At 51.5% G+C, this 18,703-nt stretch carries 17 protein-coding genes; 5 read left to right on the top strand and 12 right to left on the bottom strand.

Going from position 1 to position 18,703, the window contains the following annotated elements; translation table 11 throughout:
• The gene (locus HCZ99_RS11815; RefSeq protein ID WP_167447170.1) at window positions 1-687 is read left to right on the top strand and encodes a DsbA family oxidoreductase; all 687 of its coding nucleotides are present in this window, start codon (window positions 1-3) and stop codon (window positions 685-687) included.
• 57 nt (window positions 688-744) lie between these two features.
• Here the strand turns inward: HCZ99_RS11815 and mfd are convergent, their stop codons facing one another.
• Both mfd and HCZ99_RS11825 read right to left on the bottom strand, forming a co-directional pair.
• Window positions 745-4,242: a transcription-repair coupling factor gene (gene mfd / locus HCZ99_RS11820; RefSeq protein WP_167447171.1), complete on the bottom strand. Its 3,498-nt coding sequence runs from the start codon at window positions 4,240-4,242 to the stop codon at window positions 745-747.
• 7 nt (window positions 4,243-4,249) lie between these two features.
• A complete protein-coding gene (locus HCZ99_RS11825) occupies window positions 4,250-4,522 on the bottom strand; it encodes a succinate dehydrogenase assembly factor 2 (protein ID WP_167447172.1) in 273 nt (90 codons plus the stop codon).
• Between the two features lie 228 nt (window positions 4,523-4,750).
• Between HCZ99_RS11825 and recG the strand changes: the two genes are divergently transcribed.
• On the top strand, window positions 4,751-6,838 hold the full coding sequence (gene recG, locus HCZ99_RS11830; RefSeq protein WP_167447173.1) for an ATP-dependent DNA helicase RecG: 2,088 nt from the start codon (window positions 4,751-4,753) through the stop codon (window positions 6,836-6,838).
• 106 nt (window positions 6,839-6,944) lie between these two features.
• Here the strand turns inward: recG and HCZ99_RS11835 are convergent, their stop codons facing one another.
• Entirely contained in the window at window positions 6,945-7,820 is an 876-nt protein-coding gene (locus HCZ99_RS11835) for a DUF502 domain-containing protein (RefSeq protein ID WP_167447174.1), read from the bottom strand.
• 202 nt (window positions 7,821-8,022) lie between these two features.
• On the opposite strand from HCZ99_RS11835, the gene HCZ99_RS11840 reads away from it, so the two are divergent.
• Together HCZ99_RS11840 and HCZ99_RS11845 are read left to right on the top strand one after the other, a co-directional pair.
• Window positions 8,023-8,286 carry a hypothetical protein gene (locus HCZ99_RS11840; RefSeq protein ID WP_167447175.1) on the top strand — a complete coding sequence of 88 codons (264 nt, stop codon included), beginning with the start codon at window positions 8,023-8,025 and terminating at the stop codon, window positions 8,284-8,286.
• Window positions 8,287-8,290: 4 nt separating this feature from the next.
• The gene (locus HCZ99_RS11845) at window positions 8,291-8,758 is read left to right on the top strand and encodes an NUDIX hydrolase (protein ID WP_167447176.1); all 468 of its coding nucleotides are present in this window, start codon (window positions 8,291-8,293) and stop codon (window positions 8,756-8,758) included.
• A 125-nt stretch (window positions 8,759-8,883) separates the two neighbouring features.
• On the opposite strand, the gene rpoH is transcribed toward HCZ99_RS11845, so the two are convergent.
• Window positions 8,884-9,753, bottom strand: a complete 870-nt coding sequence (rpoH, locus tag HCZ99_RS11850) for an RNA polymerase sigma factor RpoH (RefSeq protein ID WP_167447177.1) — start codon at window positions 9,751-9,753, stop codon at window positions 8,884-8,886.
• Window positions 9,754-10,399: 646 nt separating this feature from the next.
• Between rpoH and HCZ99_RS11855 the strand changes: the two genes are divergently transcribed.
• Complete coding sequence (locus HCZ99_RS11855) at window positions 10,400-10,903, top strand: YchJ family protein (protein WP_167447178.1); 504 nt, start codon at window positions 10,400-10,402, stop codon at window positions 10,901-10,903.
• A 27-nt stretch (window positions 10,904-10,930) separates the two neighbouring features.
• Here HCZ99_RS11855 and HCZ99_RS11860 read toward each other — a convergent pair whose 3' ends face one another.
• The 8 genes from HCZ99_RS11860 to HCZ99_RS11895 form a co-directional block, all read right to left on the bottom strand.
• Window positions 10,931-11,335 (bottom strand): NUDIX domain-containing protein, encoded by a 405-nt coding sequence (locus tag HCZ99_RS11860; RefSeq protein WP_254869582.1) that lies wholly within the window; start codon window positions 11,333-11,335, stop codon window positions 10,931-10,933.
• Window positions 11,336-11,572: 237 nt separating this feature from the next.
• A complete protein-coding gene (gene ssb / locus HCZ99_RS11865; RefSeq protein ID WP_167447180.1) occupies window positions 11,573-12,109 on the bottom strand; it encodes a single-stranded DNA-binding protein in 537 nt (178 codons plus the stop codon).
• A 60-nt stretch (window positions 12,110-12,169) separates the two neighbouring features.
• Window positions 12,170-12,643, bottom strand: a complete 474-nt coding sequence (locus HCZ99_RS11870; protein ID WP_167447181.1) for a GAF domain-containing protein — start codon at window positions 12,641-12,643, stop codon at window positions 12,170-12,172.
• A 140-nt stretch (window positions 12,644-12,783) separates the two neighbouring features.
• A complete protein-coding gene (locus HCZ99_RS11875) occupies window positions 12,784-13,854 on the bottom strand; it encodes a sn-glycerol-3-phosphate import ATP-binding protein UgpC (RefSeq protein ID WP_167447182.1) in 1,071 nt (356 codons plus the stop codon).
• Between the two features lie 72 nt (window positions 13,855-13,926).
• A complete protein-coding gene (ugpE, locus tag HCZ99_RS11880) occupies window positions 13,927-14,781 on the bottom strand; it encodes a sn-glycerol-3-phosphate ABC transporter permease UgpE (protein ID WP_167447183.1) in 855 nt (284 codons plus the stop codon).
• A gap of 9 nt (window positions 14,782-14,790) precedes the next feature.
• Entirely contained in the window at window positions 14,791-15,669 is an 879-nt protein-coding gene (locus HCZ99_RS11885) for an ABC transporter permease subunit (RefSeq protein ID WP_167447184.1), read from the bottom strand.
• 82 nt (window positions 15,670-15,751) lie between these two features.
• Window positions 15,752-17,050 carry an extracellular solute-binding protein gene (locus HCZ99_RS11890; protein ID WP_167447185.1) on the bottom strand — a complete coding sequence of 433 codons (1,299 nt, stop codon included), beginning with the start codon at window positions 17,048-17,050 and terminating at the stop codon, window positions 15,752-15,754.
• Between the two features lie 520 nt (window positions 17,051-17,570).
• On the bottom strand, window positions 17,571-18,689 hold the full coding sequence (locus HCZ99_RS11895; protein ID WP_167447186.1) for an ABC transporter ATP-binding protein: 1,119 nt from the start codon (window positions 18,687-18,689) through the stop codon (window positions 17,571-17,573).
• Window positions 18,690-18,703: the final 14 nt, after the last annotated feature.

The following is an 18,703-nucleotide window of genomic DNA, read 5'->3' on the forward strand; positions in this document are numbered from 1 at the left end:
ATGAATTGGCACGCTGGTCAAAACGAAACATCATTGATGCCGATCCGCGTCGAGGCCATCATCGATACGATTTGTCCTTGGTGCTACATCGGCAAAAAGCGCCTTGAAAAGGCACTGTCGCGCGAACAGCTTGATAATCTGATCATAAGCTGGCGGCCCTTTTTGCTTAATCCCGACATGCCCAATGGGGGCATTGACCGCAAACTTTACTTGTCAGCAAAGTTTGGCGGGGCAGAAAGTGCTGCACGCGTTTATAAGGCCATCGAAGCGGCCGGCGCGGCAGTTGGGATTGATTTTCAGTTTGATGCCATCAAAACCACACCAGATTCCACAGACTCACACCGCTTGATCTTTAAGGTCTGCTCAGAACGACCCGCGGTTGGCAATGCGTTGGTCGAAGATCTGTTTGTCGCCTATTTCCTTGAAGGACAAAATATCGGCGATCATGATATTTTGGCTGAAATCGCTGTAACACATGGCGAAGATCGCAGTGAAATATTGGATTATCTTGCTGGCGATATGGATCGCGATTTTGTCGGCCAGGAAAACCGAGTTGCCCATCAAATGGGTGTGACTGGTGTTCCGTGTTTTGTCTTTAATGGCCGTCATGCCCTGTCAGGTGCACAGGAACCCGATATCCTTCAACGCATGGTCCGCCTTGCCCGCCAAGAAGAAGCGCCGTCTTAATACAGCGGCATCACAAAAAGAAAAAGGCGGGATAACAAAATGTTACCCGCCTTTTCTTTATGCTTTTTCTGCGATATCCGACAGCCGCTTCATTAACCGTTTAAGGCCTTCCAGACGGTCGGTGGGGCCATCCCAGCCCGCTGAATAGACGATCTTATGATCCGGCCGCAATCGGGCGGTACCGACCTGTTGCTGAATAAAGCCAACCAGCCCGCCCGGATTGGGGAATTCGTGATTACGCAGCGTAATCAAAGCCCCCTTCGGTCCAGCATCAAGCTTTTCGACATTGGCAACGCGGCACCACTGTTTGATGGTGACAACATCCAAAAGGTTCTCGACCTCTTTGGGCAGTTTGCCAAACCTGTCAATCATTTCAGCGGCAAATTGATTCACTTCTTCACGGGATCGCAGTTCTGAAATCCGACGATAAAGCCCCAAACGCACACCAAGATCGGGCACATAACGATCCGGGATCAGGACCGGCATACCGATATTGATTTGCGGGACAAAGCTTGCTTCATCAGATGCATCGATCTCGCCCTTGGCCTCGGCCACGGCTTCTTCGATCATTTGTTGATAAAGCTCGATACCAACTTCCTTGATATGCCCGGACTGCTCTTCGCCCAACAGGTTCCCTGCCCCACGAATATCAAGATCGTGGCTGGCAAGGTTAAACCCAGCACCCAAGCTATCAAGGGTTTGCATGACCTCAAGGCGCTTAAGGGCGGTTGCGGTCAGTTTCTTGCCGTTTGGCAGCGTCAGATAGGCATATGCCCGCTGTTTTGAACGACCAATACGCCCGCGCAGCTGATAAAGCTGTGCAAGGCCGAACATATCCGCACGGTGAATGATCATGGTGTTAGCGTTGGGCACATCAATGCCTGACTCAATGATATTGGTCGCCAGCAACAGATCAAACTTACGATCGGTAAAGTCAGTCATCACCTGTTCAAGATCGCGTGCGCCCATTTGGCCATGGGCGACGTCAAACTTGATTTCGGGCACCAGGGCCTCAAGTTCCTTGGCAACGCGCGATAGTTCGCTCACGCGTGGGCAAACATAAAACACCTGTCCGCCGCGATGGCGTTCACGAATGATGGCTTCGCGGACAACCACCGGATCATACGGCGTGATATATGTGCGCACGGCAAGACGGTCGACCGGCGGTGTCGCAATGATCGACAGTTCCTTAACCCCGGTCAGGGCTAATTGCAGCGTTCGCGGGATCGGGGTTGCTGTCAGCGTCAGGACGTGAACATCTGATTTAAGCTCTTTTAGGCGTTCTTTATGCTTCACCCCAAAATGCTGTTCTTCATCGATGATCAACAGGCCGAGGTCTTTGAAGTGGATACCATTGCCAAGCAATGCATGGGTGCCGCAGACAATATCAACATGCCCGCTTTCAAGGTTATCTTTGACCAGTTTGGCATTCTTGCCGGTGACCAACCGCGAAAGCTGCTCTACCCGAACTGGCAGGCCTTCAAACCGTTCTTTGAAGTTCAGGTAATGCTGACGACATAAAAGCGTTGTCGGGGCGACAACGGCAACCTGTTTGCCCGACATAACGGCGGCAAAGGCCGCGCGCATGGCAACTTCGGTTTTACCGAACCCAACATCACCGCACACAAGACGATCCATCGGTTTTCCGGCGGCCAGATCATCAAGGGTATCGACAATGGCGCGTGCCTGATCTTCGGTTTCGGCAAACGGGAACCCGGCACAGAACTCGTCATAGCTGCCTTCAGGCGCGGTTAGCGGCGTTCCTTTGCGCAGATGACGTTCCGCCGCGACCTTGATCAGCTTGCCAGCCATATCGCGAATACGTTCGCGCAGTTTGGCTTTACGGGCCTGCCAAGCAACACCGCCAAGCTTATCAAGGATCGAAAGCCCCTCGTCCGAGCCATAACGAGACAGGACTTCGATATTTTCTACCGGCACAAACAACTTGTCGCCGCCGTCATATTCCAGTTCAAGGCAATCATGCGGTGCATCACCAGCCGTCACGGTCTTCAGACCAAGATAACGGCCAATTCCGTGTTCAAGGTGAACGACAAGATCGCCGTCGGCAATTTCGGATGCTTCGCGCAGGAAGTTATCGGCCCGGCGACGGCGTCCGCCCGGGCGGCTCATGCGTTCGCCAAGGATATCCTGTTCGGTGATGAACCAAAATCCTTCGCGGCGAAAACCGCGTTCCATATCAAGGATTACAACCGCAACCTGCTCATAGGTCAGGTCATCTGTGATATCTTCCCAGCATTCCGCCGTAACGACTTTGCTGACGCCATGTTCACGCAAAAGCGACACCATGCGATCGCGCGAACCGTCGGAATACGCGGCAATTGCAATCTGGTTTTCTTTGCCGCGTTGTTCGGTAATGAAATCGCGCACGGCTTCATAAAGATTGGTGTCGGCTCTTGCACGGGCGTCACCGAAATCACGCCCTGCTCGCGCACCAATGTCATAAATACCGCGTTCTGGGTCTTCGGCCTCGTAATAGGGTGAAAATTCCAGAACAACCCGATCTGTTAGCATGCGGTCAAATTCGGCCTGATCCAGATAAAGCCGTTCGGGTGGAACCGGTTTATAAACGTTATCACCCGAAAGCCCGCCGCCCTTGATGTTCAGGCGTGCCTGGTAATAATCATCGATCATCTCAAGCCGGTTCTCGATAACTTCGCCGTACTGATAATCAAGGGTTACGACGGTGTCGGGCAAATAGGCAAAGATGGTATCAAGCCCGTCATGGAACAGCGGCAACCAATGTTCCATACCACCATATTTCAGCCCGTTACTGATCGATTCATAAAGCGGATCTGTTTGCGAAACTGCGCCAAACAATTCGCGGTAACTGCTGCGGAACCGTGAAATGCTTTCGGGGTCGAGAAACACTTCGCCGACTGGCAATAGGGCGATTTCTTTGACCTTGCCAATAGTCCGCTGGCTTTCGACATCAAATCGCCGAATGCTTTCGATTTCATCACCAAAGAAATCCAATCGTACGGGTTCGTTCATCCCCGGTGCGAAGATATCAACGATATCGCCGCGCACGGCGTAATCGCCCGGTTCCATAACCTGTTCAGACCGGTTATAGCCCGTCCGTTCGAAATAGGCCGTCAGTTCCCCACGGTCATATTCTGCCCCGGCTGTGAACGACAATTTCCCTGCGCGCATCACATCAACGCGCGGCACGCGCTGCAAGATTGCAGCCGCTGTGGTCAGGACAATGCGCCCATGGCCAGCTTTTGGGGACGTCCCTTCTGCCAACAGGGTCAGCGTCTCAACACGGCGTGCAGTGACCTCAGAAATCGGCGACACCCGATCATAGGGCAAACAATCCCAAGCTGGCAGTGTCAGCACTTCGACCTCGCCAGCAAAGAAGCGCAATGCTTCGGCCAGCTGCGCCATGCGTTTGTCGTCACGCACAACATGCAAGATGGTGCTGTTTGACGCTTTGGCATCAAGCAGCTCACGCAAAATCAGGGCTTCGGCGCCCTCGGGCGTCCCGCCGATACGTTTACGACCTTTGGACGATAAGGTTTCTTTGATTTTTTTCAATGTCTTGCTAGGCGTTGCTTAGGTCCTGGATCATGCGCAGCACATCGGTATCATACTGTGCCGGTGTTGGTTCCTTGCGGGTGGCCCACTTGAAGAAATCTGCATCCGGGACCTCAACAATCAGTGCCTCGAACGTATCAAGCTGTTCAGAGGTCAATGTCGCAAGGTGCTTGTCCATAAAACGACCAATCAGGATATCGTTTTCCTTCGTACCGCGATGAGCACCACGGAACTGCAGCTTCTTGCGCCGCACTTCAAGTTCCGAAATGGTTTCTGTCATTTTCGATCTCCTGACTTCATTCTGTACAGCGGCCTTTGGCTTCGGCGCTATATGATATTCTGTGGCATGTTTTGTACGGTAAAATACGGTTTTGGTCCATGCCGCGATCAGGCTTTTTGCATCAAAGGGTGACTTGATGGTTGTTGCGCGATAATTTTGTTGTATACCCGTGCTGTAAACTCGTTTGTTCTATTAACGTTCTTTTTTAAAGTTGCAACGAAAACCGACATGCGCCCGGAAATTTTATTCCCGCTCTTTGCCGAAATTGAAACCCTTCCCGGTATCGGGCCGCGGTTAAAGCCACTTGTGACGCGCTTGATCGGTGGCGAACATATTGCTGATTTATTGTGGCACCTGCCATCGGGCATCATCGATCGCCGTTTTTCCCCGTCCCTGGATGAAACAATCGATGGGTCGGTGGTGACAATGGATGTTTGGGTCGAACGCCACGAACCATCCCCAAACCGCCGCCGTCCTTATCGTGTGATTTGCAAAACACTCAGTGGCACACTGGTCCTGTCATTTTTCAATGCGCGGGCAAAGTACCTTAATGATGTCCTTCCCGTCGGGGAAAAGCGCATTGTGTCGGGTAAGGTTGATCATTATCGCAATGAATACCAAATCACCCATCCCGACAAAATCGGCACCGAGGCCGAGCGTGCCGAAATCCAAACGGTCGAGCCGGTTTATCCGATGTCAGCTGGGGTCACGGGCAAAACCCTGACCAAGGCAATGCGGGCCGCGCTTGAGCTCGTACCAGAGCTTCCTGAATGGCATGATCCGGCCTTGGTCGCGCGTCATAAATGGCCCGACTTGGCAAGTGCGCTTCGCACCATTCACAATCCCGAAGATGTGGCGGATCTATCACCAGATCATCCGGCGCGCAAACGCCTGGCCTATGACGAGTTATTGGCCAATCAGTTGGCCCTTGCGCTGATCCGGGCAAAAATGCGTAAGCTCGGCGGACGTGTGACAAAGGGTTCTGGTGATTTACGCAGCAAGCTCGCGAACGAATTACCGTTTGCCATGACGGGTGCCCAGCAACGCGCACTTGGCGATATCTATGACGATATGGCAAGCGAAGGCCGCATGCTGCGCCTTTTGCAGGGCGACGTTGGATCGGGCAAAACGGTGGTTGCCCTAATGGCGATGCTGAACGCGGTTGAATGTGGCCGTCAGGCCGCCCTGATGGCGCCGACCGAAATCCTGGCCCGCCAGCATTTTGAAACCATCAGCCCGCTGCTTGAAAAGATCGGGATCAAATGCGCCATCCTGACAGGACGTGACAAGGGCAAAGCACGCAAAGCAACCCTTGAAGGTTTTGCCAATGGCGACGTGCAGATTGCGGTCGGTACCCACGCACTGTTTCAAGATGATGTTATTTTCTCTGACCTGGCCTTTGCCGTTGTCGACGAGCAACATCGGTTTGGCGTGCATCAACGTTTGATGCTGGCGGGCAAAGGTCAGGCGGTTGATGTTTTGGTCATGACCGCAACCCCAATCCCACGCACCCTTACCTTGACCGCGTTTGGCGATATGGAAGTATCCCGGCTTGATGAAAAGCCGCCGGGACGAAAACCCGTCGATACGCGTGTTTTGCCGATTGATAAGGTCGATGACGTTATTTCGGGGATTGGACGCGCCATGCGTGCGGGCACCAAAATATATTGGGTTTGTCCGCTGGTCGAAGATTCCGAAGTGCTTGATCTTCAGGCGGCCGAAGAACGATATCGTATTTTGGCCGATTTGTTCGGCGAAGCCCGGGTTGGGCTTGTGCATGGCAAAATGAAGGCCAAGGAAAAAGACGACGTCATGGAACGCTTTGCTCATGGCGATACGTCCATCCTTGTGGCGACGACGGTGATTGAAGTCGGCGTTAACGTTCCCGATGCAACCATCATGGTGATTGAGCACTCCGAACGATTTGGCCTGGCCCAGCTTCATCAGCTTCGTGGGCGTATTGGGCGTGGTGACGCGGCATCAACCTGTTTGCTGCTGTATGGCAGCCCGTTGGGACAGGTATCCAAGGCGCGCCTTAAAATCATGCGCGAAACCGAGGATGGCTTTGTCATCGCAGAAGAAGACTTGAAACTGCGTGGTGCCGGTGAGGTTCTTGGCACGCGCCAAAGTGGCCTTCAGGAATATCGTCTGGCCAATCTTGAATTGCATGGTGATTTGTTGGCCATTGCCCGCGATGACGCCCGCCTGATTGTTGATCGCGATCCGGATCTACAAAAAACCCGCGGCGAAGCATTGCGGCTGCTTTTGTATCTGTTTGAACGCGATGAAGCCGTTCGGTATTTCCGATCGGGATAATCAACGATTGCTTCGCGGGACGGCCTCTATAGGCCGGATACAACAAAGGGCGCAGCCATTGGCATGCGCCCTTTTCATTCTTCAGATCTTAACATCCGCGGGTTTGTCAGGCGTCTTCGCGATGTTTGTCACCTTCGCCCTGCCCGGTCGTTTCGGTATCTTCGGGCTTTTGGCCGTCTTGCACATGGCGGGATACCAAAACGGGTACATTTTCTTTTTCCCGCAGCACATCGACATCTTCATAGGTTTTTGAAGACACTTGCGATTGCTGCTGCTGTTCAGGTGGCCGACGATCTGGTGGGGTCACGATCCCGCCCGACATAACCATCTTGATCGCTTCTTCGACGGTCATATCAAGAATGACGACGTCCTGACGCGGAATAAACAACAAGAACCCCGATGTCGGATTTGGCGTTGTCGGCAAGAAGATATTGATCACGGTATCTTCGGTAAGGTGCTGGACTTCCCCCTTGGTTTCGCCGGTAATAAACCCAATCGCCCACATGCCGCGACGCGGATATTCGATCAGGACCGCCTGACGAAACGCGTTGGACTGATTTGCCAGAACCGTTTCAAGAATCTGTTTAATCGCGCCATAAACACTTCGAACGGCCGGAATACGTCCCAAAATACGTTCATAAAGCTTAATCAGCGCCCGGCCAGCAACGTTGGTTGTGAACCAGCCCACAATGGTGATGAAGACCAGCATCACCAAAACACCAAACCCTGGAATACCGTAATCCTGATAACCATCTGGCAGATATGCCTCGGGGTTATAATATTCCGGTATCAGCGGCATCACCTTGCTGTCGACAAACTCGATAAACCACCAAGCCAGCCCAAAGGTGATCGCAAGCGGTGTACTGACCAGAACACCGGTTAGAAAATAGGCGCGTACGCGTGCAAAAAAGCCGGGGCTTGGTAATGTCGCGCCGGAGCTATGCTTGTCCGCATCATCTTGATTGTCGCGCTTGGCGTTCATTGGTCACCTTTGCTGAAAGCCGCTTTAGGAAGCTAAACGATAAGAATCGCTTTTGGCATTCGCCATTTATCGTTAAGAATATGGGGATATGCTGCGATACTTGATTGGGGAAATTCCCTATTTTCAAGTGATACCAGTATTCAAGATTGCGGTGCAACCAAACAAACTGCAAATCATCAAATAGCAGCCGAATGGAGTTGTTTTGAAGGTCTGGATTGTCGAATACATATATGACGATGGTGGCTCGGTCGGGATTAAAACATCGAAAGTCCGCGCACCTGATTATGAAACAGCACGTCAATTCGCCGTTGGCGATGCCCCGGCTGTCGACTTTGTCATGTCATTGCATCCTGAATCCGAAGACCAGTTTTTGGGAACGCCAGGCATTCGCGCCCGTGAAATGACCGGTAAAGTCGTTAACGAGGTCCCCGACCCCGATGATGACCTTGAAGATGAAGACGACTAAAACGATGCCTGACGCAGATATCGACACAGACATTCGCACGTTCTTACCGCGCCCGATCATTGGGGTTGGCGCAGTGATATGGTACGGCGACCAGGTTTTGCTGGTCCAGCGCGGTAAAGAACCCGATATCGGCACATGGAGCCTTCCGGGTGGTGCGCAAGAACTTGGTGAAACGCTGGAGCAAGCTGTCCGCCGTGAAGTACTCGAAGAAACCGGTATAGAGATTTCCCAACCAGTGCTGGTCGATACAGTCGATCTTATTTCGCCAACCAAAGACGGTGCCATCGAATACCACTACACCTTAGTCGACTTTACCGCCGATGCCGTTGGCGGTGATATGCGGGCCGGCGATGACGCCGCAGATGTCAAATGGGTCGATACCAATCAGTTTGCCCCCTATAAGCTTTGGCACAAAACGATTGAAATGATCGATAAGGCGCGGCGTGTCCGCGACAATCAGTCTGCCGATTAAAGTACTGACGGTAGCTCAGCCGTCCCGCAGGAAAAAATCCAGTTAAGCCAAGGGCTTATGCAGTCCTCATACAAAAAGGCGGCACCACGATGGATGCCGCCCTAGTTTTAGGATCAATGATCTGATTACGCCGAAGCGTGCTGTGTCAGAACACTTTCCTGAATTTTCTTGAATGCGCGCGCCTCAAGCTGGCGGACACGTTCACGGCTGACGCCAAAGCGTTCACCCAGCTTTTCAAGCGTGATTGGATCATCGCTGAGGAAACGGGCCTTGATGATTTCCTGTTCACGTTCCGGGAGTTCCCCCATCGCGTTCTTCAGCATACCATTGTTCAGCACACGTTCTTCTTCGTTCCCAACCAATGCTTCCGGGCTTGGAGCATCCGAAGACAGGGTATCAAGATACTCCATGCCCTCGTCTTTTGGCATCGGTGTGTTCAGCGAGAAATCACGCGCCGCAAGACGGCGGTTCATATCAAGTGCTTCACGATCCGTTACGCCAAGGCGTTCCGCAACCTGCGATGCCTGTTCTGGCGACAATTCACCATTGTCATAGATGTTAAGCTGACGCTTTGCTTTGCGCAGGCTAAAGAACAGCTTCTTCTGTGCTGCCATCGTACCAAGCTTAACCATCGACCAGCTTTGCAGGACATATTCAGTCACGGCGGCACGGATCCACCACATCGCGTAAGTCGACAGGCGGAAACCACGTTCCGGATCAAACTTCTGCACCGCACGCATCAGGCCAGTGTTACCTTCGGCAACAAGATCGGCCATCGGAAGGCCATAACCGCGATAACCGAATGCAATTTTGGCCACAAGGCGCAAGTGACTGGTCACCAATTTGTGCGCAGCTGCAGTATCATCATGATCCTGATAACGGTGCGCGAGCATGTATTCTTCGTCTGCTGTCAGCATCGGGAATTTCCAGACTTCACGGAGATAGCCCGAGAAACCGTCTTCGCTGGAAACAGCAGGTAATTTAATGGCGCTCATTTTCTGTCCTCCTGAGAGGTTTACGCGTCAATGTATGATACTACATACGGACAAAGTCAGACTTTAGATGACGCGCGAACACTGTCGTTTGTGAATTTATTCACTTCGACGACCGGTTAGGAGCAAAACAAGCTTCAACATCCGGTCGCATCTTGATCCCACGGAAATCCCTATGGGAGAGGACAGCTGAGGTAAGAGGTGTGTGTCTTCATGGTGTCTCATCCTTACTTGAAGCAAATCGACAATTACATTGTCCGCCAATTGGCCGGACTTTTATCCGGCGGTGCCTTTGGGCCCCCACCCGCATAATTAATATATCTAAACCTGACTAAATTCGTCAAGAACTTCTGACCGGCAGTTCAGTTATATTAATCACTCCATATCAACGCTTAGAGCCCTATACCCGACTGAAACCGTCGGAAATTAAAAGCGCCGATAAATCACGGTATAAACGATATAAGGCGAAACAAAGGCAAATTAACCTGATTGGCGAAACAGAGTTGATCGTCGATTACGTGTTGAGGTTTAAACGATCCAGCCCCGCGAAATGTTCCTTACAAACTGGCAATCGTTCATTCCGTGCGCTACGTTTGCGCCCTCGCCCATATCCACACCGATCAAACGCTTAAAAACCGGACGCTACCCGATGCCTGACAATTCAGAACACAAGCTTTGCCCATGCGGGAGTACCAGCAACTTTGATGCGTGTTGTGGCCGGTTTTTATCGGGTGCGGATCATCCCAAAACAGCCGAGCAACTGATGCGATCACGTTATTGTGCGTTCGTCACGCGCAACGGTGCATATCTGAAAGATACCTTGGCTGCAGAAAAGCAGGCAGGGTTCGATGTCGACACCATCGCAGACGACAAGACCAACTGGATCGGGCTTGAAATCATCGATCGCAAAGCGGGCGGTATTTTGGATCAAACGGGACAGGTAGAATTCATCGCGCGCTTTTCTGAAAACGGGCATGAACACCAATTACATGAGCGATCAAACTTTGAACGCCGTGCTGGGAAATGGGTGTATGTTGATGGCGTCTTTCCCGAGGCTGACAGCATTACATCACCAACGCCCACCAGTCGGGTTGGGCGTAACGACCCCTGCCCGTGCGGATCGGGTAAGAAGTTCAAAAAATGCTGCGGCTAATGCGATGAACTGACAAGTCGAACGAAATCAGGCTTTTCCAACCTGCTCTAACGCCCATTGATGAAATAGGCGGATAAGCTGACCGTGCGCATCTTCATAGGGCAGCCAAATCAGTTCGTGATCATCTTCAAGTGGCGGTCCAAGACGCTCAACCATCTTGCATTCAAAGAACGTCGCGCGTTTCAGGCGATAGCGGCCCTTGCCCGGGTTGTTGATGTATTGCGACGCAAAGCCAAGCCGCGAAACGATGGCAACGCGATAGCCGGATTCTTCATAAGCTTCACGATACAGGGCATCTTGTTCGCTTTCGCCCGGCTCAACCCCGCCGCCGATCAGGACAACGCCCTTGGGGGTTCTGGCCACGGCAAACCTGCCGTCATCTCCTTTGATGACCGCATATGCACAATCTTGAACACTATAGCTTTGCCCCATCCGTGGGGTTCCAAATATCGGTGCGACCAAAATAGGCTACCTTGTCTACAATCTGTAACCGCAATCCTAGCGGGCAAGGATTTATAACTTGTTTATGTTGTGATAGGCCGATTCAGCAGAGCCTGTCATCGCGCCGCATAACGCCAAAAGACATCAGTTATGCATTATGCATAAAGAAAACGCCCCAAAACACGTTTTGCGTTTTGAGGCGTCTTGAGATTAACGTTCGCGCAAAGCTTAGAACGGAATTTCGTCATCAAGGTCCGGTGCGCCAGCCGGTGCAGATCCGCCACCAGATGATGAGCCACCATTGCCCCATCCGGCATCAGAACCGCCGCCAAATCCGCCGCCACTGTCTTGGCCGCCGCCATAGCCACCACCAGACGATGAACCGCCGCCGCCCATGCCGCCGCCGTCACCGCCGCGGTTATCAAGCATGGTCAGGTTAGAGTTAAAGCCTTCAAGGACGATCTCTGTGGTGTAGTTGTCTTTGCCGTCCTGGCCCTGCCATTTGCGGGTACGAAGCACGCCTTCGATGTAAAGCTTGCTGCCTTTTTTGACAAAGCGCTCTACGACGTCAGCAAGACCTTCGTTGAAAACAACGATACGGTGCCATTCAGTGCGCTCGCGGCGCTCACCCGACTGACGGTCCCGCCACTGTTCGGAGGTCGCAATGCTGAAATTGGCGATTTTCTTGCCAGCCTGGGTGAACCGGATTTCAGGATCGCGGCCGAGGTTTCCGACGAGAATGACTTTATTGACACTGCCAGCCATGGGTTATCTTCCAAAGTTTGTGTTTGTCCGTGGCCCTGTATGAACAGGACTTGTGAGTTATCATTGCGCAAAAATGCGCTGCATTAAAGTTTCAAGTTCAACGCGGTCTATTTCATCGAACGATCCGTGCGCGACACTATCGACGTCCAGCACTGCAATCAACTGGTCATCCGCATCAGTGACAGGCACGACAATTTCCGAATTTGACCGACTGTCGCAGGCGATATGGCCGGGAAATGCATGTACATCTTCAACCAATTGGGTTTCGCGCGTTGCTGCGGCCGTGCCACAGACGCCGCGCCCAATCGGGATGCGCAAACACCCAAGTGTGCCTTGATACGGCCCAACGACAAGTTCGTTTTCTTTTTTAGGATCAACAACATAAAATCCTGTCCAAAAGTAATAATCAAACTTTTCGGACAGAATGCAAGACACCGTTGCCATCAACGCGGTGATGTTGGTTTCACCTTCGGTGATGCTAACCAGTTCTTTTGTCGCTTCGTCATAAAGCGCCTTTTTTTGATCTGCCTGCATGATGTTCTCCTCGTTCTAAGCGCATACGAACTACCTGTTCGCCGGGTTTGAGACAAGGTTAAATTCACCAATCGGCCAAAACAAAACCACCCCTGACGAAGGATCCTCGCCGAGGGTGGTTCATACGCTATTTTTGATCGCTAGATACGTTTGCCGGTTTCATCATCAAACAGATGAATTTTATCTGGCGTGATCGACAGGGTCAGAACGGTTCCCTTAGCGAATTGATGGGTTCCTTGAATACGCAAGGTCACGTTTTCATTTCCGATGCCAAAATCAAGATAAACAAGCGTTTCTGCGCCAAGCGATTCCACCATGCGGACAGATGCGCTAACCGGCCCATGTCCGTCCTCACACAGTCGGAAATGCTCTGGACGGATGCCAACCGTGACTGATCGCCCGGCCTCAACCACATGGTCAAGATCAAGCTTGACCTTATCGCCGACAACAACATGGGTGCGATCATCTGATACTTTCCCCGGCAGGAAATTCATCGCAGGTGATCCGATAAAGCCTGCAACAAACAGGGTTTCAGGCTTCTCGTAAATATCAATCGGGGTTCCGATCTGCTCGGCCACCCCACCGTTCATGACGATCAACCGGTCAGCAAGGGTCATTGCTTCGACCTGATCATGTGTAACATAAACTGATGAAATACCAAGGCGTTGCTGAAGGTTTTTAATCTCAAGCCGCATATCAACACGCAGCTTGGCATCAAGGTTGGACAGCGGTTCGTCGAACAAAAAGACCTTTGGTTGGCGAACAATTGCACGGCCCATGGCAACACGTTGGCGTTGCCCCCCCGAAAGCTGACGTGGCTTTCGCTCAAGATGATCATCAAGCTGCAAAATACGTGCGGCTTCACGTACCTTGGCGTCAATTTCCGCCTTGCTATGCCCACGATTTCGCAGGCCATAGGCCATGTTGTTGTAGTTACTCATATGCGGATAAAGCGCATAGTTCTGGAAAACCATCGCGATATCACGATCGGCTGGGGCCACTTTATTGACGACCCTGTCATCAATTGCGATTTCGCCGTCTGATATGCTTTCAAGGCCCGCAATCATGCGCAGCAATGTGGATTTGCCACATCCCGACGGACCGACCAGAACCGTGAATTCGCCGTCCTGGATTTTAAGGTCGATGCCATGGATCGCCTTGTAGCCGTTGAGGTAGGTCTTTTCGACCTGATTAAGGGTAACAGTTGCCATCTTAGTATCCTGTATACGGATCAGTTGTTTTAATTCAGCGCTTAATTTGAAATCAGCCAAAGGAAACGGGGGTTATTTTTCCGTCTCGACCAGGCCTTTGACGAACATGCGCTGGAAGACGACCACCACCAAAACCGGCGGAATGGTTGCCATAATTGTCAGGGCGAATGCTTTGGGGAATTGCGGGATCTGGCCGCCTTCATAAAGCGAGTTGTAGACCTGCTTGATGCCGATCACGATGGTGTAAAGCTGATCATCCGTCGTCATCAAAAGCGGCCAAAGGTACTGGTTCCAACCAACGACAAACATGATGATAAAGATCGCCGAAATCATGGTGACTGACAGTGGCACCAAAATATCGATAAAGAACCGAAGCGGCCCTGCCCCGTCCAAGCGTGCAGCTTCTAAAAGTTCATCGGGTACAGATCGGTAAAACTGTCGGAAGAAGAAGGTGCCAGTCGCAGATGCGATCAATGGCAAAATCAAACCGGTATAGCTGTTCAGCAAGCCAAGGCCTGCCACCACTTCGTATGACGGTACGATGCGTACTTCGAGTGGCAAAAGAAGTGTTGAAAAAACCACCCAGAACAACGGCACGGCAAGCTTGAAGCGGAAATAGACAATCGCATATGCCGCCATCATCGAAATAATGACCTTGCCAATGGCAAAGCCAAGGCCCAGCACCATGCTATTAAATAGCATTTCAAGGGCCGTCACCCGCCCCTTGGTCGCCGATGCGTCGAATAAGATGGCACCATAATTTTCAAAGAAGTGCCCGCCCGGCCAAAGCTGCAAGCCATTTTGAAACAGAAATTCACGGGTATGGGTAGAAGATGCAAACGCGATCCAAACGGGCATGATCATAAACAGAGCACCGAGGATCAGGATTGCGTGGTTGGTCAAAATACGCCATTTCGACTGATACATGACGGCCCCCTAGTAATGAACTTTGCGTTCGATGAAACGGAACTGGAACACGGTCAAAACGCTGACCATGATCATCAGTAAGACCGACTGCGCTGAACTGCCGCCCAAATCCGCACCAAGGAAACCATCGACATAAACTTTATAAACCAGGGTTGCGGTTGAACCGCCCGGTGCCCCCTTGGTCGAAACATCGATGATGCCAAACGTTTCAAAGAACGCATAAGTCAGGTTGATCACGAGCAAGAAGAAAGTCGTTGGCGCCAGCAACGGGAAGGTAATTGTCCAAAACCGGCGTTCGGCGCTTTTGCAATCAAGTGTGGCGGCTTCTTGGATAGATTTTGGAATGCCTTGAAGCCCGGACAGGAAGAAGATGAAGTTCACGCTGACCTGTTTCCAAACCGCGATCAGAATGACGATAAACGCAGCGTCATTTGGATTTTCAATATGGTTGAATTCAAATCCAAAGCTGTTAAGCGCCATATAAAGATCCCCCATCAGGGGGTTAAACAGCATATTGCCAAGCAGGCCTGCGACGGGCGGTGCAATCGCATATCCCCACATCAACAGCGTTTTATAGGTCTTGGCACCGCGTACGACTTCGTCTGCGCGAACGGCCAGGAACAGGGAAATTGCGATCGACAAAACCGAAACCGAAACGGAAAACACGACCGTGAAAATTGCCGATCGCATCCAGGAACTGCTCGATAAGACGTCTTCAAAATTTCTAAACCAGACAAATTGCGACGACATGCCAAACGCATCTTCAAGCAAAAATGACTGATAAACAGCCTGGGCAGCGGGCCACAGGAAGAATATGGAAATAATCAGAATTTGGGGTGCAACAAAAAGATAGGGCACCGCGCTATGTTCAAATTGTACGCGCTTCATCGCCTACGTCACCTTCAAGGAAGTCCAGAAAATGCGAAACAGGGCGACCAACAAGGGCCGCCCCGCATTCGCGAAAAGCAAATTAGTTCGAATAGGTGTCGTGGAAGCGTTTCAGCAATCCGTTTGCTTCTTCTTCGATCGTTGCAAAGGCTGCATCGATGGTTTCTTCACCATTCATCATTTTGTCGACTTCACGATAAATGACTTCGCGGATCTGAACGTAGAAGCCAAGGCGATAGCCTTTGGTCCACTCGCCACCCTCTTCAGACAACTGCTGAATGCCGACTTCTGCGTCCGGGCTTTCTTTGTAGTAGCCGTCTTCTTTTGCCAGTTCATAAGCAGCGTTGGTGATCGGAACGTAACCGGTTTCTTTGTGCCAGTAATACTGGGTTTCCGGTTTGGTCAGGAACTTGAAGAATTCAGCAACGCCGGCATCTTGTTCTGCGCTATGACCGGCAAAGGCGAACAAAGCGGCACCACCGATGAAGGTTGATTTCGGGGCTTCGCCGACACCTTTCCAATACGGAAGGGTCGAAGCACCAAAGTCAAACTGGGCTGATTTACGCAAACCACCGAACGAGCCGGAAGAACCAATCCACATGGCCACTTTCTGCTGGACGAAGGCATCCTGATTGGCACCCCATGCACGGCCGTAATAACCGTAGTAACCAGCATCCTTCCAATCTTTAACGTGCTGCCAGTGGTCTTTAAGCGCATCATTGTTGTAAAGGATTTTGGCATCGGTGCTGTCGTAACCGTTATTCGCGGTCGCCATCTGCAGGTTATGGCGCGACATGAAGTTTTCAAAGAAAATCCATGGGCTGTGCGACTGTGACAAGGCCGTGTAACCAGCTTCTTTCAGTTTCGGTGCAGCTGCTTCGAATTCCTGCCAGGTTTTCGGAACATCAACGCCGGCTTTTTCCAAGGCTTCTTTGTTGTAATACAGAAGCGGGGTCGAGCTGTTGAACGGCATGCCGATCATCTTGCCATCGGAATCCGCATAGAAGTAGCGAACGCCCGGGATGTAATCATTGATGTCAAATTGGACGTCATTGGCTTCAAGCAGATCCTGAACCGGCTTAACAGCACCCTTTGCGTTGATGATGGTTGCGGCACCCGCATCAAAAATCTGAATGATGTTTGGCTGGTTTTTCGCGCGGAACGCAGCGATACCGGCCGTCATGGTGTCTTCGTAACCACCCTTGTTGACTGCGACCAAGTGGTATTCGTCCTGGCTGGCATTGAAATCAGCGGTGATCTGATCGACCACATCGCCAAGTGCGCCGTCCATTGCGTGCCACCAGGTGATCTCGGTTGCGGCCTGTGCGGTGCTGCCAAGGGCAAACACGGCTGCGGCTGCCATTAGAGTTTTACGAAACATGATGAGTTAGCTCCCAAATAAAAAAAGTCTGTTTCAAGCCGCCAGATATCGGGCTCGACACAACGCGTTTGTTTTCATTCGGGTGGGGTGTTTCCTCAAGTGACAGTTTTCGGACATTTACTTTTGAGGATCGGGAATGCGCAATAATGACGTTTTTGACGTAGTATTTGTCACGAAAGTCACATCAAAAAATGTTCAAACGAACATAATTAAAACCGTTCGTTTTCCTTTATTCTCAGAGAAAGGTGCAATTAATCACATCCACTGCATATTTACTGTTTTCCGTGATTTTTGCATTTTTATGATTGATTTATGACTATGTCGTTGTTCTGAAATAAACGATGTAATAGGTGCGTTCGCATGAAAAACTCTGGCGAATGATGCGTTGATTGAGGGGGCATTTACTGGCTCAGATTCGGATTTGATCACGGGCCAGATAACGTCTTCGGGCCGTTAAAGAAAAAGGGGCGCCCATTTGGCGCCCCTTACTATCTTTGTGCTTTAAATCGCGGCTTTACGCTTATTCCTCAGCACTAAAATCCGCTGGGCAATCGATCTTGGTGTAGGCCTTGCCGTCGGCATTAAACAGATGTGCGGCCCCCGCTGGTGCAGATGCGGTGACTGTTTCGCCGATTTTAACCCGGCTATGGCCCGGCGCGCGCACCGTAACCCGATCACCATTGGCAAGTTTCAGATAAAGGTATGTCGAATCACCAAGCTTTTCGACAACATCCACCTCACCCGTAACGATCAGCTCCCCACCCTCGCCCAGCGAAAGATGCTCTGGCCGGATACCAAGCTCGACCTGCGTGCCGACATCGGCAGTACCAACATCAAACGGCAGAACCGATTGGATGCCACCCGGCACGGAAACGGTAACTTTATCTTGTTCGACCTGATCAATTGTAACCTTGGTGAAGTTCATTGCAGGTGATCCGATAAAGCCCGCAACAAAGCGGGTTTGCGGATGGTGGTATAGCTGCATCGGTGATCCGACTTGCTCGACATTACCGCCATTCATCACGACGATCTTATCGGCCAAGGTCATCGCTTCGACCTGATCGTGGGTGACATAAACGATGGTCGATTTCAGTTCCTGATGCAGTTTCGCGATTTCAAGGCGCGTCTGGACACGCAGCGCGGCATCAAGGTTCGAAAGCGGTTCGTCAAACAAGAACACTTTGGGCTGACGGACAATGGCGCGGCCAATGGCAACGCGTTGACGTTGACCACCCGAAAGTTCCGATGGGCGGCGATCAAGCAATTGATCAAGTTGCAGAATGCGGGCCGCTTCGCGCACACGGGCATCAATGGCGGCTTTGTCTTGCTTATCAAGCTTTAAGCCAAACGCCATGTTTTTATAAACGGTCATATGCGGATACAGCGCATATGACTGAAACACCATGGCGATCCCACGGTCTTTTGGACTTTTGGAATTTACCAGATCACCATCAATCAAAAGGTCACCACTGGTGATGTCTTCTAGCCCGGCAATAATACGAAGAAGCGTCGATTTCCCGCAGCCAGACGGCCCGACAAACACAACGAACTCGCCATCCTTCACATCCAGATCAATACCGTGCAGCACGTCAACAGCGCCGTAGCTTTTGTGGATCTGGTCAAGTTTCAAGTCAGCCATTTATTCAAAGCTCC

It is taken from the genome of Thalassospira lucentensis (assembly GCF_011806425.1).
GTDB lineage: Bacteria > Pseudomonadota > Alphaproteobacteria > Rhodospirillales > Thalassospiraceae > Thalassospira > Thalassospira lucentensis_B.

Coding starts and splice junctions, on each gene's coding strand:
- HCZ99_RS11815 (WP_167447170.1), top strand. CDS start 1: ATGAATTGGCACGCTGGTCAAAACGAAACATCATTGATGCCGATCCGC.
- HCZ99_RS11870 (WP_167447181.1), bottom strand. CDS start 12,643: ATGCAGGCAGATCAAAAAAAGGCGCTTTATGACGAAGCGACAAAAGAA.
- HCZ99_RS11835 (WP_167447174.1), bottom strand. CDS start 7,820: ATGAACGCCAAGCGCGACAATCAAGATGATGCGGACAAGCATAGCTCC.
- HCZ99_RS11890 (WP_167447185.1), bottom strand. CDS start 17,050: ATGTTTCGTAAAACTCTAATGGCAGCCGCAGCCGTGTTTGCCCTTGGC.
- HCZ99_RS11855 (WP_167447178.1), top strand. CDS start 10,400: ATGCCTGACAATTCAGAACACAAGCTTTGCCCATGCGGGAGTACCAGC.
- recG (WP_167447173.1), top strand. CDS start 4,751: ATGCGCCCGGAAATTTTATTCCCGCTCTTTGCCGAAATTGAAACCCTT.
- HCZ99_RS11895 (WP_167447186.1), bottom strand. CDS start 18,689: ATGGCTGACTTGAAACTTGACCAGATCCACAAAAGCTACGGCGCTGTT.
- HCZ99_RS11825 (WP_167447172.1), bottom strand. CDS start 4,522: ATGACAGAAACCATTTCGGAACTTGAAGTGCGGCGCAAGAAGCTGCAG.
- rpoH (WP_167447177.1), bottom strand. CDS start 9,753: ATGAGCGCCATTAAATTACCTGCTGTTTCCAGCGAAGACGGTTTCTCG.
- HCZ99_RS11845 (WP_167447176.1), top strand. CDS start 8,291: ATGCCTGACGCAGATATCGACACAGACATTCGCACGTTCTTACCGCGC.
- ugpE (WP_167447183.1), bottom strand. CDS start 14,781: ATGTATCAGTCGAAATGGCGTATTTTGACCAACCACGCAATCCTGATC.
- HCZ99_RS11875 (WP_167447182.1), bottom strand. CDS start 13,854: ATGGCAACTGTTACCCTTAATCAGGTCGAAAAGACCTACCTCAACGGC.
- HCZ99_RS11885 (WP_167447184.1), bottom strand. CDS start 15,669: ATGAAGCGCGTACAATTTGAACATAGCGCGGTGCCCTATCTTTTTGTT.
- HCZ99_RS11860 (WP_254869582.1), bottom strand. CDS start 11,335: ATGGGGCAAAGCTATAGTGTTCAAGATTGTGCATATGCGGTCATCAAA.
- ssb (WP_167447180.1), bottom strand. CDS start 12,109: ATGGCTGGCAGTGTCAATAAAGTCATTCTCGTCGGAAACCTCGGCCGC.